Genomic DNA, 15271 nt, shown 5'->3' with positions numbered 1-15271 from the left:
AGTAGTGAACACGACCCGGATAGGCTTGCTCAACTATCTAATTGATTGACCATATTTATTGATGGCGATATCAAGGACTCTGATCTAATAGATCTTTAATTAAGGTTGTTGGTTATTTTTAATCTAAAGTCTAATTTTTCTTAGCGGATTAATTTCGTAAGGTAGAGCCTGGAATCGGGGTTGTATGTCCATGTTAAAGAGGTTCGCCATGTTAAAAGCAGATATAGATTTATCGTTAAATGATATCATCTCAGCCAATATCCTACTTGTCGATGATGATGCATTAAACACAGCTGTCCTTAGAAAAGCGTTGCATTTATTCCCCAACGTCATAGAAATGCATTCGGGAGCTAAAGCAATTGAATACTGCCATTCTAAGCAACCAGACTTAATCATTCTGGATATTGTCATGCCAGAGTTAGATGGGCTGGTTACTTGTCAGTTGCTCAGAAAGCTGCCTGAAATGGAAGGTTGCCCTATCATTTTTTCAACATCTTCAACGGAGGTTGATGAAGAAATTGCATGTTGGGAGGCGGGAGGCACCGATTTTGTGCCTAAACCTGTATCTCCACGAGCATTATTACAACGTGTTAAAGTTCATTTGAAGCAAAAAATGAAATCAGACCGACAAGACGAAATGTCGCTCTTTGACCGTTTGACGGGGTTGAGAAACCGCCATTTTTATGATGATTTTATTGACAAGCAAATGTTGCTGGCAAAACGAAATGATCGTGACCTTTCCGTTTTGATTATCGATGTGGATTTTTTTAAACGTTTCAATCATACCTATGGAAATAAAGAAGGGGATAAGTGTCTTAAAAGCATCGCGCAAATCATTTCAGATCAACTTCAACGCCCAAGTGATATCGCCGTACGCTGCGGTGGGGAAGAGTTTGTCGTCGTGCTGCCAGAAACGAGTATTGACGGAGCACGGATTGTCGCGCAAAACATAAGTACAAAAGTGCAAGCAGCGAATATCCCCCATATTACATCGGATTTCGGCGTTATTACTGTAAGCTCGGGCACAGCTTCTTATCGAACAATCAACCAGGCTGAGTGTTTGTTTGATCAGGCCAATATAAAACTCTACAAAGCGAAAGAATTAGGGCGAAATCTTTGTGCTTGATCATAAAATGTGTCCATTAAAGAAAGGTGGTGGATTAATTAGCCAACGACTGACTTTGTCTTAATCCCTTACTGACGCTTGCTAATCCAACTTGAATTGCCATCGCTGAACTCGCAGCGGCGTAGGGGGAAAGCGCAGCTAATCAGGCTAAACTGCAATGCTGGCTCCCAAAAAAGAGCGTGCTTAATTCTGAACGGCTTTTAGTCAGCCCTTAATCGCACATTCGTTTTCAAGAGACTATACCTAACGTGGTGTAACCTCTTAGCGTCTCTCGGTTAAGTATGGGTTACTACCCTAGACAAGATCTCTACGGTGGGGGATTGCAGGCTAAATGCGAGACCGATATCCCGGCTTATCTTGACACCTTGCACGGGACGAAAAATAATATCTTGCTCCTGTGGGCCAGCCATTAACACCGGAATAAACGCACAGCCAAGTCCCGCGCGCACTAAACCTTTGGCGTATTCAATAGTTTGAATACGCGCTCGCACATCCAACTGAATATTGGCCTCTTGAATAGCTTTGCTTAAGTGATTCCAACCTTCGCAAGGACTGCGCTGGATAAACGCGATGTCGGTTAAATCGCTAAGGTTAATACTGTCTTTAAGCCGCAAGGCGTGATTGATCGGCATAGCCAACTGGTAATCCTCCTGCCACATGGGCACAAAGGTCTCTTTTGCTCGTAACAAATCTTTGCTGATGATCCGGGCGTCACACGTGTCCTCTGGATCCACCAAGGTTAATTCCAGAGCATCTATGGCGGTGGTAAAGTGTTTTAACAGGTTGCTCATACGCTCCACTCCTAGCCCTTTAGTTAACCCCAAGCGAAACGGTAAGTTCGACGATTTATCAATGAATAATTCGCTAATGGCCTGAGCCTGACCGAGTAATTGTTTGGCCAGTGGGTAAAGTTGCTCACCGGCGCTAGTTGCCTTGACACCGCGGGCATGTCGTATAAACAACTCACTGCCAAGACTGAGCTCCAACTGTTTGAGGGACGCCGATATCGACGGCTGGGCGATAAACTTTGTTTTGGAAGCGGCGCTTAAGCTGCCAGTTTCGTAAATGGCCACAAAATAGTCCAGTGCCCGAAGATCCATTAGTTTATTCCGCTGATTTTTTGTTCATATTAGGTATAGGTAAAAACTATAGCAAGTAAAGGTTAATAATATTATTCCTTTAGTATTTTAGTGCTTACTATCAGGCTTATACTTCCTCCCGTTCAAGGTGTTTTTATGGCAAATTCCAAAGCCAGTTTTAATTGGCAAGATCCGCTATCGCTTGAGTCTATGCTCAGTGAAGAAGAGCGCATGATTAGAGACAGCGCCCATCAATATTGTCAGCAGCGTTTGATGCCACGCATTCTGGAAGCCAATCGCCATGAACACTTTGACCGGACAATCATGACGGAATTGGGGGAGCTTGGTTTACTTGGAGCCACGTTACCGGAAAAGTATGGCTGTGCCGGGGTCAATCATGTGGTGTACGGGCTGGTTGCCCGAGAAGTGGAAAGGGTCGACAGTGGCTATCGCAGCGCCATGAGTGTGCAATCTTCTTTGGTGATGCATCCCATTTATGCCTATGGCAGCGAAGCGCAGCGGCAAAAATATTTGCCAAAACTTGCTACGGGTGAATGGATAGGCTGTTTTGGCTTAACTGAGCCAGATTCTGGCTCTGATCCTGGCAGCATGTTGACCCGCGCCGTGGCCGTAGACGGCGGATTTACCCTAACGGGGGCGAAGATGTGGATCACAAATTCACCCGTCGCCGATGTATTTGTGGTGTGGGGAAAATTAGAAGGCGTGATCCGCGGTTTTGTATTGGAAAAGGGCATGGCCGGTTTGAGTGCCCCAAAAATCGAAGGCAAGTTTTCCCTGCGCGCCTCCATTACCGGTGAAATAGTGATGGATAACGTGTTTGTGCCGCAAGAAAACCTACTGCCTAATGCCAGCGGCCTTAAGGGGCCATTTGGCTGCCTAAATAAGGCGCGGTATGGCATTTCTTGGGGGGCTCTTGGTGCCGCTGAATTTTGCTGGCATGCGGCGCGCCAGTATTGTCTGGATCGTAAACAATTTGGCCGCCCACTGGCGGCGACTCAACTCATCCAGAAAAAACTGGCAGACATGCAAACCGAGATCACCATAGGTTTAATGGCGTGTTTGCAAGCGGGGCGCATGATGGACAACAACACCCTGGCCCCGGAGGCGATTTCGCTGATCAAACGCAATTCTTGTGGTAAGGCGCTGGACATTGCCCGTATGGCCAGAGACATGCACGGTGGTAACGGCATAGCCGATGAATACCATGTCATTCGTCATGTGATGAATCTTGAGGCAGTCAACACCTACGAAGGTACCCACGATGTGCATGCCTTGATCCTAGGCCGGGCGCAAACCGGTTTGCAGGCATTTTCAAACTAGTTTATTCAAGTGAGATTGGCGTCTGCCCACCCCCTTCGGGCAGGCGTCGACTCCTTTTCAAGCGCTATAAGGAGTGTCAATGCAAGATCGTAATTCTTTGGTAAAGCAAAACTTAATCTCAGCTGTCGAATCATCAAATTTGCCCGCTCTGCCTTCTGGCCTGACGCCTGGAGAGGTGGGTTTGACCTCTGGGCAATTGGTCGATCTATTTGAAACCCAGGTGATGAGCCGTCATCTAGACCTGCAATCCCGGGTTATGCAAAAACAAGGGCAAAGTTTTTATACCATCGGTAGCGCCGGGCATGAAGGCAATGCGGCGTATAGTTTGGCTTTTCGGCACGACGACATGGCATTTTTACACTATCGCAGCGGCGCCTTCATGCTTCAACGCGCCAAGAAGTTACCCGGGCAAACTCCACTTTACGATATGCTGCTCAGTTTTGCCGCGTCAGCGGAAGATCCCATCTCAGGCGGCCGGCACAAGGTGCTGGGCAGCAAAGCATTGTTTATACCTCCCCAGACCAGCACTATCGCATCCCATTTGCCCAAGGCTGTGGGCACCGCCTTTAGTATCTCGTTATCTCGCAAGGTGGAAGTGGCCAATATATTGCGTAAAGATGGTGTGGTGATCTGCAACTTTGGGGATGCCTCGGCTAACCATTCAACCGCACAAGGGGCGTTTAATGCAGCAGCTTGGGCGGCGTTCCAGTCGGTGCCCTTACCGTTAGTATTGATTTGTGAAGACAACGGTATCGGGATTTCCACGGCTACCCCAAAAGGCTGGATCCAGGCCAACTTTGAGCACAGGGCTGGCCTGGTATACATTCAGTGTGACGGGTTAGACTTGCTCGACACCTATCAAAAATCCAAGCGGGCCGAACATATCGCCCGCACGTTACGCAAACCGGTATTTTTGCATATGCGTACCGTGCGTTTGTTAGGCCATGCGGGTTCAGATTCGGAGTTTACTTATCGCAGCCAGCAGGCCATAGAACAGACCGAAGCACAGGATCCGCTGCTCTTTAGCGCCGGCATTTTACGCGACCATGACATACTCACAGGCAAACAAATCGTCGAGCTTTACCAGCATACTGAAGAGCGTATTCGCTGTATTAGTGAGCGGGTGATCACCCGGCCTAAGCTGACCACTGCAGCACAAATCAAGAGCAGTGTATTGGCAAACGTAGAGCGAGCAAACACGGCCAAGACGGTGGCGGCTGCCGAGCGCCAAGAGCTATTTTCCCACGAAACACATAATCTAGCTAAAAAACAGCATCTGGCCAAGTTACTAAACTGGGCCTTGCTGGATGTGATGGCAAGCTATGATAACGTCGTGATGTGCGGAGAAGACATTGGCAAAAAAGGCGGAGTCTACAATGTCACCGCTAAGCTCTACGATAAATTTGGTGCCAGACGAGTGATCAACACCTTGCTCGACGAGCAGTCTATCTTGGGCATGGCGATCGGCTTAGCCCACAATGGTTTTCTGCCGATCCCGGAAATCCAGTTTCTGGCTTATGTGCACAACGCCGAAGATCAAATTCGTGGTGAAGCCGCCACCTTGCCGTTTTTTTCCAATGGCCAGTTTACTAATCCCATGGTGATACGTATTGCCGGTTTGGCGTATCAACGGGGTTTTGGTGGTCACTTTCACAATGATAATTCCTTTGCGGTGTTTCGCGACATTCCTGGTTTGATCATCGCTTGCCCTTCCAATGGCGCAGACGCAGTGGAGATGTTACGTACTTCGGTGCGCCTGGCTCAAGAGCAGCAGCGAGTAGTGATTTTTCTTGAACCTATCGCCCTGTATATGAAAAAAGACTTACATGTAGAAGGCGATAATCTGTGGTCGTTTGACTATGTGCCACCTGCGCAATCTGCGCCAATGGCCTTAAGCAGTTTGGGAATCTATGGTCAGGGCCGGGATTTGTGCATTGTCAGTTATGGCAATGGTTACTATCTGAGTCGACAGGCCGAGAAAATCCTCGCTGAAAGAGGCGTGGCGCTTAAACTTATCGACCTGCGCTGGCTGGCTCCACTGGACGAAAAAGCCATTTTGGCCGAAATAGTCGGTTACGACAACATCCTGATAGTAGATGAATGCCGCCGCACCGGCTCAATTAGCGAAGCCCTCAGCACGCTGATTGTCGAAGCTAAACAGGCACAAACTGACATGCCTAGAGTCGAGCGCATAACTGCTGAAGATTGTTTTATTCCTCTGGGCAGCGCCAGTTATGCAGTGTTGCCTTCCTGTGAGCAGATTGTGGCTAAGGTGCAGCAAATGTTGGCTGTCAATGTCATGCCAGGCTCAGTCAATTCATTACAAAAACAAGCTGGATAACCTCATTTTGACTAATTTAACCCCATCACCTAGCAAAAAACGGGCAGTGGTTATTTGTCCAGGCCGCGGCACTTACAACAAAGATGAACTGGGCTACTTTGGGCGTTTCCATGCCGATAAAACAGAGATCCTTAATATCATCGATACCAACCGTCTCGCCAAAGGGCAGACATCGGTTGGCGAACTGGATGCCATGAGTAAATATAATATGCGCTTGCATACTTCCGGAGAAAACGCTTCATCTCTTATTTATGCCTGCGCCCAAGGGGATTTTCAGGATATTGATCGGCAGCAGTATGACATAGTGGCGGTAACGGGTAACTCTATGGGTTGGTATATCGCCTTGGCAGTGGCCGGGGCACTCAACCCAACTAACGCCATAGAACTTATCAATACCATGGGTTCGATGATGAGCGAGGGCATCATTGGCGGTCAGCTAATCTACCCGGTGGTGGATGCAAAGTGGCAACAAGATCACGCGCTAAAGGCACAAATTAACCAATGGATTGCTGAGGTTAACCAGATGCCTGACACCCAGCTATACCCGTCTATTTATCTCGGCGGTTATCTGGTCTTAGGTGGCAATAAAAAAGGCTTGCAGGAAATTGAAAAACGCTTGCCTTGTGTGGATGACAAATATCCCATGGGTCTATTTAATCATGCGGCTTTTCATACCCCGCTGCTGGAGACAATTTCCCTGCAGGCCAGGCAGCAGTTGGCTTCTTCACTATTTGTAAACCCCTCAGTGCCGTTGATAGATGGCCAGGGAGCGATATGGCAGCCCCATAGCACTGATTTGGCCGCCTTACATCAATACACTCTTGGCAAACAAGTCATCCAGCCCTATGATTTTAGCAAGGCGATAGAGGTAGCGTTGAAAGAATTTGCCCCAGATGTGTTGATCATTCTCGGCCCGGGAACAACCTTGGGTGGGGCAGTTGGCCAGTGTTTGGTGGCGCACAATTGGTTTGATATAAGCACAAAACAAGACTTTATCGCCCAGCAACACCATGATCCCAAAATATTGAGCATGGGCATGGCGACACAGCGCCAGGCCGTCATTAAGACGTGATCATGTAGCATAAATCGCCAGTCAGGTACTGGCGACCTGTCTGCTTGGTTAACCAGCCACAACCCAATCTGCCGGGGTATGTCCTTTGGCCAGATTAATACCTGCATATTTGTTCACACCTAAGCACTTCCTAGTGCCTCTAACAATTTGCTTAAATCAGCCGGTTTATTAATATGAAAGTTAAACCCAGCGCGCTTGGATTCCTTTCTGGCCTCATCGTGGCCATAACCGGTCAGTGCGATATTCAACGTTTTATGTGCACAATTGGCGCGCAATAACTTTAGCAACTCGTAACCTGTCATGTCCGGCAGACCAATGTCCAAAATAAGCACATCGGGCATAAAATCATCACAGGCAGCAATGGCATCTGTGCCATTGAAGACAGATAACACTACACAACCTTTCATTTGCAGTATGGTTTCCAACCCTACCGCTGCATCCTGATTGTCATCGACTATTAACACCCGCAGATCTTTACGCAAAGACGGTTTCGGTTTTACGTCATTGGTATCTGCAAGATCTTTGGGCAGGCAGGGTTGAATGGGCATACGAACCGTAAAACGGGAGCCGTCACTGTCGACATCGCTTTTCACAGATACGGTTCCACCGTGCAACTCCACAAATTTTTTGACGATAGACAAACCTATGCCCAAGCCACTACTGGTGGCAATGTACGGGGAAGATATTTGTTCAAAAGGTTCAAATATGATTTTGTGTTTGTTTGGACTAATGCCTATGCCTGAGTCTTCCACTGATACTTGGATTTCATCGCCAAGCTGCTGTAACCGCAGGGTTATTTCCCCTCCATCCGGGCTGAACTTGCTGGCATTGTGCAACAAGTTAAAAAATACCTGCTCCAGGCGCATCCGATCAGCCATGGTGATTATACTGTAAGCTGGCAGCTCTACGTTTAAGGTTTGATGTTTGTTCTTCAAGGAGCCAGCATAACTTTGTTGTAAGTCGTCCAGTAATTCAACCATGTCAACCGGGTGTTTAGTTAACACGATTTGACCACGGGAGATACGTGTGATATCCAACAGGCTGTCTAATAATGAAGAAACCAGATGAATATTATTGTTCATCATGGCCAATGCCCAATCGGCTTTGTTAAAGTTATTTTGTAAAACTTGAATGCCACTATTAATGGCAGCAATGGGGTTGCGTAACTCGTGACCAAGGGTGGCCAGGAATTCGTTCTTTTTTTCGTTGGCTTTTTCAAGTTTACCCACAGCCTTAAATAGGGTTTGTTCCATTTTTTTTTGTTTGGTCACACATATAACCATACCAATCATTTTTGTTGGTCGATTCGGAATAGCCAATACTTGACCGCTGGCCTCGATCCAGTTTAAATCTTGATTTTTGCGGTTAATGACTCGATACACGGTATGGTAGTGACCAGAACCTCCGGGTTCAAAGGAACGATCAAAAACGATACGGGTGGGTTGTCTATCGTCCGGATGAAGTCCAGCGTAAAACTTATCAAGGGTTACCACCTCATTGGCGTCCATACCCCAAAATTCTCTGACTTTTTCATCCCAATAAAGCGCCCCTGAATCGAAATCGAATTCAAATGCCCCCACATCATTCGAGTCCTTGGCGATACGCAGCCTCTCTTCATTTTCTCTGAGCAACCCCTCGTTGTATTTGCGTTGAATGGCCACCGAGATAATATTGGCTGCGGCAAGCAAAAAGTTAGCGTCGTCCTCGCTAAAGACACGTTTTGTTTTGCTATGAACGCTAAGTACCCCGTAAGGATTTCTCTGCTGGGAAATTGTGCAACTTAAGCTGCTCACGACCTTATGTTTGTTTAGCCATTTACTGGGGGTAAAACGTTGTTCGGTTACAAAATCTTCAACAATAACCGGGCTTTGTGTTTTGAGCGTAAAACCATCAAATGTATTAACATCATCATCGTCACTGATACTCCCTATCGTGCCTGCATCCCACCCCGCGCCGGAGACCATCAAAAGGTTTTTGTCCATTGGCACATATCTCAAGACGGCACTGTAATCGGCGTTTAAGGTATGGGCTAATTCACGAACTATTTGATCCATCAAACTGTCGACATCATCGTTGCGTAAGGCTTCCATGCCAAGCTTGGCAATCACGGCCTGCTGTTGGCTGCTAATCTCTAGGCGGAGCAGGCTAAGTTTTCTGCTGGTGATATCATCAAAGTTTAATACTACGCCATCTATACGCCTATCTTCGGTTAAATAAGGTAATATCCTGCGGTTAAACCAGCGGCCATCACTGCTTTTAATTTCTTTTTCTATGGGCTCTAGGTTGTCCATTACCTGTTGGGTCTCTGCCAGTATATTGTCATCAATTAATACCCGGGCTATCTCGTCTATGGACTTGTTAATATCCTGTGAACCCACTCTGAGCAAACGTTCTGCGGCCGGTGTGAAACGTTTTACCTTTAAATCTGTAGACAAGAAAACGGTGGCCAGATTAGTGCTAGAAAAAAAGTTTTTAATATCATTATGGGAACTGGAAAGTTGTTCTATCTTGTCTTTAAGTTGACTGTTAACCGTAGTGAGCTCTTCATTTAACGAGCGCAATTCTTCAGTGCTGGCTTCTAACTCTTCGTTAGACGATTGTAATTCTTCATTGGTCGACAATGATTCTTCATGGGACGCTTTTAGTTCTTCGGTACTGGTTTCTAACTCCTCGACAGTATTCTGTAATTCCTGACGCAAGTACAAAAGTTCGTGTTCCATCTGCGCGATCATTTTTTCTTGATCGTCGTGGATCAACCGATCTTTTTTAAGCGTTGGGTAGTCAATATCCAACGCCATTTTTTCAAAACTGACGATGGCACTATTTTCGTCGCTCTGTTGATTATTAATCAATGAAATAACCGATTGAAAAGCAGGTTTATCTGGCAGGGCATCAGAAAAATCTCTCGGTAACGAGGTGACAGTGCGTTGACCGTTTTTGCGGGCGCTATATAAACCGCTGCGGATCCGGGTACGTAAAGCCGGCACCAGCAAATTGATAAAATCCAGGTTGGCTTCTCCTGCTGCGAGTTTTATAAAAGGACTTACATCACCATGGATATAAAGAATTTTATTATTGCCGTCGATAAGTACCGATGGGGCTATGGTGCTAATTAGGTAACTCTGCATCTTGCTTTCAGTCGTGCTCATATTCTGTTTCGTTTGCTTGCTGGTTTTTTTACGGTTAAGGGCATTGCTTGCATAAGTGGGTACGGGTAGTCTCAACATGCTGGAACGAGCAACCTGACTGCGTTGATATATGCGCCACTTGGTTGAAATAGCGCTATATGAAGCATGCTGTTCACCAAGGTTTTCAGAGCTGCCTAAAAATAGATATCCGTCCGGGGCTAACGCAAAATGAAATGCCTTAAGCACCAACTGTTGGGTCTCTTTTCTTAAATAAATTAGTAAATTTCGGCAACTAATTAAAGCCATCTGGGAAAACGGCGGATCGCCAAATACATTGTGATTGGCAAAAGATATTTTCTCACGCACGGCAGACTTGACAACATAACGTCCGGTTTCATCGGCGCTAAAATATTTTTTAGCATAATCAATGGGTAATTCCGAAATTATGCTGGCAGAGTAGACACCCCGGCGGGCGACCTGAATTGCCTCGTTGTCTACGTCGGTGGCAAAAACGCTTAAGGCAAGATCCTTGCCGCTGCGCTCAATTTGCTCCAAAAACAAGATAGTGATGGAATAAGCTTCTTCGCCACTGGCGCATCCCGCTACCCAAACTCTCACAGTGGTACCGGGGGCATAACTGCTAACAATGGACTCAACAACATCCTTTTGTAATATATTGAAGGCCGGTTTGTCACGAAAAAAGTCTGTTACATTGATCATCAAATCGCCCAGCAGTTGTTGCCGCTCATTGTCGTTAGAACTGAGCCATTTAATATATTCCCCGGCTGTTGTTTTGCCTGTGAGACTCATGCGCCGGTAGATGCGGCGCATGACGGTGCTCTTTTTGTAGTGATCGAGATCAAAATGGTCTGACACTTTGAGCAATGCTGAAACTTGTTCTTGTAAGGTAGCCGATTCGTTAGTTTGTAACGCAGGTTGCTCGGGTAAATTAGGGTGGTGTATATATTGAATAAGCTGTTGTGGAATTGATTGGGCATTAGCAACAATATCCACCACACCTGCGTCAATGGCACTACGAGGCATACTGGCGTACTCTGCTTCGTCTGGAGTCTGGGCAAAGGTTATTCCACCCGCTGCTTTAATGGTTCTTAACCCGGCGGTACCGTCGCTGCCTGTGCCTGAAAGCAATATGCCTATTGCCTTGATGGAAAAGATATCAGCCATGGAGCGAAATAGATGATCGATAGCCATGCGATGACGATCTGGCGCTTTGAGCAACCGGATACGCAGGTCATTAACCTCAATATAGCTGCCTGGAGGAATAACGTAGACATGATTGGCTTTTAAGCGTTGCTGATCTTCGGCCTGTACCACAGTAATCTTTGCGTCGCGATTGAGCAGCTCCGCCAATAAACTATGATGATCTGGAGCCATATGCTGGACCACAATATAACTAAGGTTGGTATCATCAGGCAGACATTTAAAAAACTGTTTCAGTGCAGCCAAACCACCGGCAGATGCGCCAATTCCGACTAAATATAAGGGTTTGTTCTGATTGTTCATTCGCACCATGCGCTGGGTATTAACTCCGTTACTAAAATATTCGGGCGCTGATGTGTGTTAATCAGAACCGGCGACCTGGAGCGTGTTTACTGGCCTGAAGGCAAATGAGATTACGTAAACATAACAGTAACACAGATGTCAAAAGGGACTAGATGATCCTAATAGTAATAGGCGGATGTTAGCAATTTGTACCGCAAATTCAAGCAAAGGGATCACTCTTATTCTCGACCTTTGTATTTCTTTTTAGCATGTTTTTACACGATTTTATATCGCCGCCAAGTGCATGGGTATAGGGTATTATTTTAGGCTTTGAGCATACCAGGCAATATTGGTAGTGTTGATAGGCGAAAAACACCAGCCCAAGGCCACGGATTTAAAGGGAAATGCCCAGGGACTTTTCTCTTGGTTTGGGCAGTGATGAGTGAGTGAAAACTATCTCAGCTGCACGGATAGGAGATGAATACTGAATTGGGGGTGGCTTGTAATTGATAAGCCTGCCCCAATTAGTAGGGTACTGTTGTTTATCAGCCCAGGAGGTTTAACATGCCCGATCCCACCTATACGCCACCACAAATTTGGTCATTTGACGCCGAGAATGGTGGAGCCTTTGCCAATATTAATCGGCCTACCGCCGGTGCTCGTTTCGACAAAATATTACCTCGGGGCAAACATCCCTTTCAGTTGTATTCGCTCGCTACCCCAAACGGAGTAAAAGTCAACATCATGTTTGAAGAGCTGCTGGCGGCAGGTTTTGGTGATGCCGAATATGATGCTTACCCCATTAAAATTAGTGATAGTGATCAATTTGGCAGTGGTTTTGTGGAGCTCAATCCTAACTCTAAGATCCCGGCCTTAGTAGATACAGGTACGCAACCAGAAACTCGCGTGTTTGAATCGGGCGCCATTTTGTTGTATTTGGCAGAAAAGTTTGGCGCTTTTATGCCCCAAGATGCCGCTGGCCGCACTGAATGTTTGAACTGGCTGTTCTGGCAGATGGGCAGTGCCCCATTTTTAGGAGGGGGGTTTGGTCATTTCTATGCGTATGCACCTGAGAAATACCAGTATCCAATCGACCGCTACACCATGGAGGTTAAACGTCAGCTGGATGTATTAGACAAACAATTGGCCAAACACCAATACATCAGCGGAGACACCTATACTATCGCTGATATGGCTATTTGGCCCTGGTACGGGGCTTTAGTGCGTAATACCGTATACGAAGCCGCTGAATTTTTGCAGGTCCATGAATACACCCATGTTATGCGCTGGGCCAATGATATTGCCCAAAGACCGGCAGTCAAACGAGGTTTAATGGTTACCCGTACCTGGGGTGAGCCTGAAGAGCAGCTACCGGAGCGCCATGCTGCCACAGATTTTGCTTTAAAACTGTAATCCTGTATTGATTATAAAAAACCACCTACAAACGGTGGTTTTTTTATTCCTGAAATAACATGTGTAGCCCAGCATCCTTAGAACCAATCACTCCGAATGAGGGGCTAAATCCCTCATTCGCGAGTAGTAAATACACAGCTGTGTTTTATTCCGCGATCAGCTCGGCCATAGGGGGTCTGCATTTGCCGCCTACTCCAGTAGCATTGGCAGTTGAGGTAAAAACGGCAGAGACAAACAGGCAAGTTAAAATTATACGTTTCATAATGGCATATCCTTTAAAGGGTTAATGTGAATTAATTTCCACATAAGAATATGAACAGATTATTGATAGAATTGAAACGTTAGGCTTTGAGACTGGCTTGTATTCTTAATTGGTAGGTCTGGTGAAACAGTGCCCACAGGGTTATCAATGCCAAGGCGTGGCTAAGATAAGGGTAACTGTTATAAATATATATTACATCGGCACCACCCACATGGCGCAGCAGGTATTCGGCGATCATTAATACGCTGACAATAATATGGGCACCTGCCACCAGGCGGATAATAAAGTCGATCAGAATATCCCGAGCCTGGCCGGGATAAAACTTCTCGATCACAAACAACCTGAAAATAAGGGCATGTCGAACGGCCATATTCAGGGTGATACCAAAGACCGACCACAGTATATCCGGTGCCTGATAACCGATGGCAAGCCAGTATATTTCTGCGCAGACACAGCAGGCCAAAGTGGCCATCGCCAGATAAAATAATTCGTCTTCTTTAAAGCGGTATATCGCCAGACCAAGCAGAGAATAAACCATGATTTTTAGCAGCAGATCAGGGGTGTCCAGCAGCTGAAATCCTGCTTCGTCCAAGACCCGGCTTGCGACAATGATGAAAACTACACTTAAGACATTGGCGTCTTTACGACAAAAGAATCCGGCAATCAATAAACACAGGAAAAACAGGCGGTCGAATAACATGGCATTACCAAAGGTGTAATAACCAAGCAAAATAAAGGCAATGCCGATAACAGAATTAATCAACCAGTTGACAAAAGGCGGGATCACAGCAGTTTAAAATACTGCATCATCACGGATTTATAAGCCGCTATAGTATTGAGGGTGGCTTTTAAACCACAAGCGGTGCGCCACTTTCTTACCACTATGGCTTCCAGGGCGACGATGGTTTCCGTAGCGTCTTTTTCTATATTAATAATGGTTTCCCGGCTCAGCCCGACTTTTTTACCCATGTCGGCCTGGGTGTAGCCAGCTTCTTTACGCATTTGGCGTAACAACTGACCCATAGAACGAGGATTCCCTTCAGGCAGTCTGGCCAAGTATGTATCCCAGTCATGCATATTTGTCACTCCATGTGGTGTGCCACAAAATATACCTTAGTTATAATACACAATCTACTGACCTGAGTCAGTTTCGCTTAAATACCAACATTGCTTTTTTCAAGGTGGTGTTGTGCAGGTTAAGCAGCCAAATAAAGCCTCGAGATCTTCACTCATTAGTCTCGGTGCGCCTTATTTTAGGTATCAATAAACGGTGTAAGCTTACTAGCGAAGACATCGCCCATGACAATTCAGGCACTAAATCTTGTATATTATTTGATGTAGATCAACACGGCTGAATCGAGTTGCTTTTAAAATTAAGTCATTAAACTTCGCATTACCCAAGGTTGATATGAAAACGAAATATGTACTACGCTTGATCACCGTTATTACACTTCTCTGGCTTGTCTGGGCTTGCCAATCGTCCCCAAGCATTTATGCGTTACAGGACGATAGCGCCGATTTTAGTCGTTATGAAACGTTCGGATTTCATCCGCAACTTTTGCTCGAAGGTGACGAATATGACAAGCTTTCAACCCGTTATATCAAAGACGCGATCGTGACTCAAATGCAAAAAAAGGGCTACCGTTACGCTCAAAATCCGGACCTTTGGCTTAATTTCAACACCTATACAAAAGAGAAAATACGGGTGAGTAGCACACCCCAGCCTTTTCCTTACTACCACTTTAGATACAATTACGGTGTGTGGCCAGGTTATCCCATGGCGGATACACGGGTCGACCAATATACCGAAGGTACATTGAATATCGATGTTGTTGATCGCTCTGCCAAAACATTGTTATGGGAAGGCGCTGCTATAGGCAAGTTGAACAAAAAAACGATGGAAAATCTGGAGGCCAAGATCAACCAAGCCGTGGACCTGATATTTGAAAAGTTTCCCCCAAACATATGAACATTATGCTGCATAGCACTCGGAATGGGGCTATTCG

10 protein-coding genes are annotated in these 15271 nt (G+C 46.1%); 6 read left to right on the top strand and 4 right to left on the bottom strand.

Translation table 11 applies throughout. The features are described 5' to 3' along the window. Nucleotides 1-208 precede the first annotated feature (208 nt). A complete protein-coding gene (locus AC3RV5_RS19255; RefSeq protein ID WP_489729191.1) occupies nucleotides 209-1126 on the top strand; it encodes a diguanylate cyclase in 918 nt (305 codons plus the stop codon). A gap of 275 nt (nucleotides 1127-1401) precedes the next feature. On the opposite strand, the gene AC3RV5_RS19250 is transcribed toward AC3RV5_RS19255, so the two are convergent. Continuing rightward, nucleotides 1402-2226 (bottom strand): LysR family transcriptional regulator, encoded by an 825-nt coding sequence (locus tag AC3RV5_RS19250; RefSeq protein WP_489729190.1) that lies wholly within the window; start codon nucleotides 2224-2226, stop codon nucleotides 1402-1404. A 135-nt stretch (nucleotides 2227-2361) separates the two neighbouring features. Here AC3RV5_RS19250 and AC3RV5_RS19245 point away from each other — a divergent pair, with 135 nt between their 5' ends. The 3 genes from AC3RV5_RS19245 to AC3RV5_RS19235 all read left to right on the top strand — a co-directional run bounded on the left by AC3RV5_RS19245 (nucleotide 2362) and on the right by AC3RV5_RS19235 (nucleotide 6959). Next, complete coding sequence (locus AC3RV5_RS19245; RefSeq protein ID WP_489729189.1) at nucleotides 2362-3546, top strand: acyl-CoA dehydrogenase; 1185 nt, start codon at nucleotides 2362-2364, stop codon at nucleotides 3544-3546. 79 nt (nucleotides 3547-3625) lie between these two features. Continuing rightward, a complete protein-coding gene (locus tag AC3RV5_RS19240; RefSeq protein ID WP_489729188.1) occupies nucleotides 3626-5887 on the top strand; it encodes a thiamine pyrophosphate-dependent enzyme in 2262 nt (753 codons plus the stop codon). 7 nt (nucleotides 5888-5894) lie between these two features. Next, nucleotides 5895-6959: an ACP S-malonyltransferase gene (locus tag AC3RV5_RS19235; protein ID WP_489729187.1), complete on the top strand. Its 1065-nt coding sequence runs from the start codon at nucleotides 5895-5897 to the stop codon at nucleotides 6957-6959. A gap of 119 nt (nucleotides 6960-7078) precedes the next feature. Here AC3RV5_RS19235 and AC3RV5_RS19230 read toward each other — a convergent pair whose 3' ends face one another. Next, complete coding sequence (locus AC3RV5_RS19230) at nucleotides 7079-11611, bottom strand: chemotaxis protein CheB (RefSeq protein WP_489729186.1); 4533 nt, start codon at nucleotides 11609-11611, stop codon at nucleotides 7079-7081. A gap of 543 nt (nucleotides 11612-12154) precedes the next feature. Between AC3RV5_RS19230 and yghU the strand changes: the two genes are divergently transcribed. Then, nucleotides 12155-13003: a glutathione-dependent disulfide-bond oxidoreductase gene (gene yghU / locus AC3RV5_RS19225; RefSeq protein ID WP_489729185.1), complete on the top strand. Its 849-nt coding sequence runs from the start codon at nucleotides 12155-12157 to the stop codon at nucleotides 13001-13003. 341 nt (nucleotides 13004-13344) lie between these two features. Here yghU and AC3RV5_RS19220 read toward each other — a convergent pair whose 3' ends face one another. Together AC3RV5_RS19220 and AC3RV5_RS19215 are read right to left on the bottom strand one after the other, a co-directional pair. Further along, nucleotides 13345-14052: a hypothetical protein gene (locus tag AC3RV5_RS19220; protein WP_489729184.1), complete on the bottom strand. Its 708-nt coding sequence runs from the start codon at nucleotides 14050-14052 to the stop codon at nucleotides 13345-13347. Further along, nucleotides 14049-14342, bottom strand: coding sequence for a helix-turn-helix transcriptional regulator (locus AC3RV5_RS19215; protein ID WP_489729183.1), 294 nt, complete (start codon nucleotides 14340-14342; stop codon nucleotides 14049-14051). Before AC3RV5_RS19215 ends, AC3RV5_RS19220 begins: the two co-directional genes overlap by 4 nt. Before the next feature lie 331 nt (nucleotides 14343-14673). Between AC3RV5_RS19215 and AC3RV5_RS19210 the strand changes: the two genes are divergently transcribed. After that, a complete protein-coding gene (locus AC3RV5_RS19210) occupies nucleotides 14674-15234 on the top strand; it encodes a DUF4136 domain-containing protein (RefSeq protein ID WP_489729182.1) in 561 nt (186 codons plus the stop codon). The last annotated feature ends 37 nt before the right edge of the window (nucleotides 15235-15271 follow it).

The organism is Paraglaciecola sp. IT1134 (assembly GCF_058068185.1).
The sequence above is the reverse complement of the archived record's forward strand: the minus strand, read 5'-3'. Positions and strand labels throughout refer to the sequence as shown.

Excerpts from the sequence above, each read along its gene's own strand:
- AC3RV5_RS19240 (WP_489729188.1), top strand. The coding sequence starts at position 3,626 with ATGCAAGATCGTAATTCTTTGGTAAAGCAAAACTTAATCTCAGCTGTC.
- AC3RV5_RS19215 (WP_489729183.1), bottom strand. The coding sequence starts at position 14,342 with ATGCATGACTGGGATACATACTTGGCCAGACTGCCTGAAGGGAATCCT.
- AC3RV5_RS19255 (WP_489729191.1), top strand. The coding sequence starts at position 209 with ATGTTAAAAGCAGATATAGATTTATCGTTAAATGATATCATCTCAGCC.
- AC3RV5_RS19230 (WP_489729186.1), bottom strand. The coding sequence starts at position 11,611 with ATGAACAATCAGAACAAACCCTTATATTTAGTCGGAATTGGCGCATCT.
- AC3RV5_RS19250 (WP_489729190.1), bottom strand. The coding sequence starts at position 2,226 with ATGGATCTTCGGGCACTGGACTATTTTGTGGCCATTTACGAAACTGGC.
- yghU (WP_489729185.1), top strand. The coding sequence starts at position 12,155 with ATGCCCGATCCCACCTATACGCCACCACAAATTTGGTCATTTGACGCC.
- AC3RV5_RS19210 (WP_489729182.1), top strand. The coding sequence starts at position 14,674 with ATGAAAACGAAATATGTACTACGCTTGATCACCGTTATTACACTTCTC.
- AC3RV5_RS19245 (WP_489729189.1), top strand. The coding sequence starts at position 2,362 with ATGGCAAATTCCAAAGCCAGTTTTAATTGGCAAGATCCGCTATCGCTT.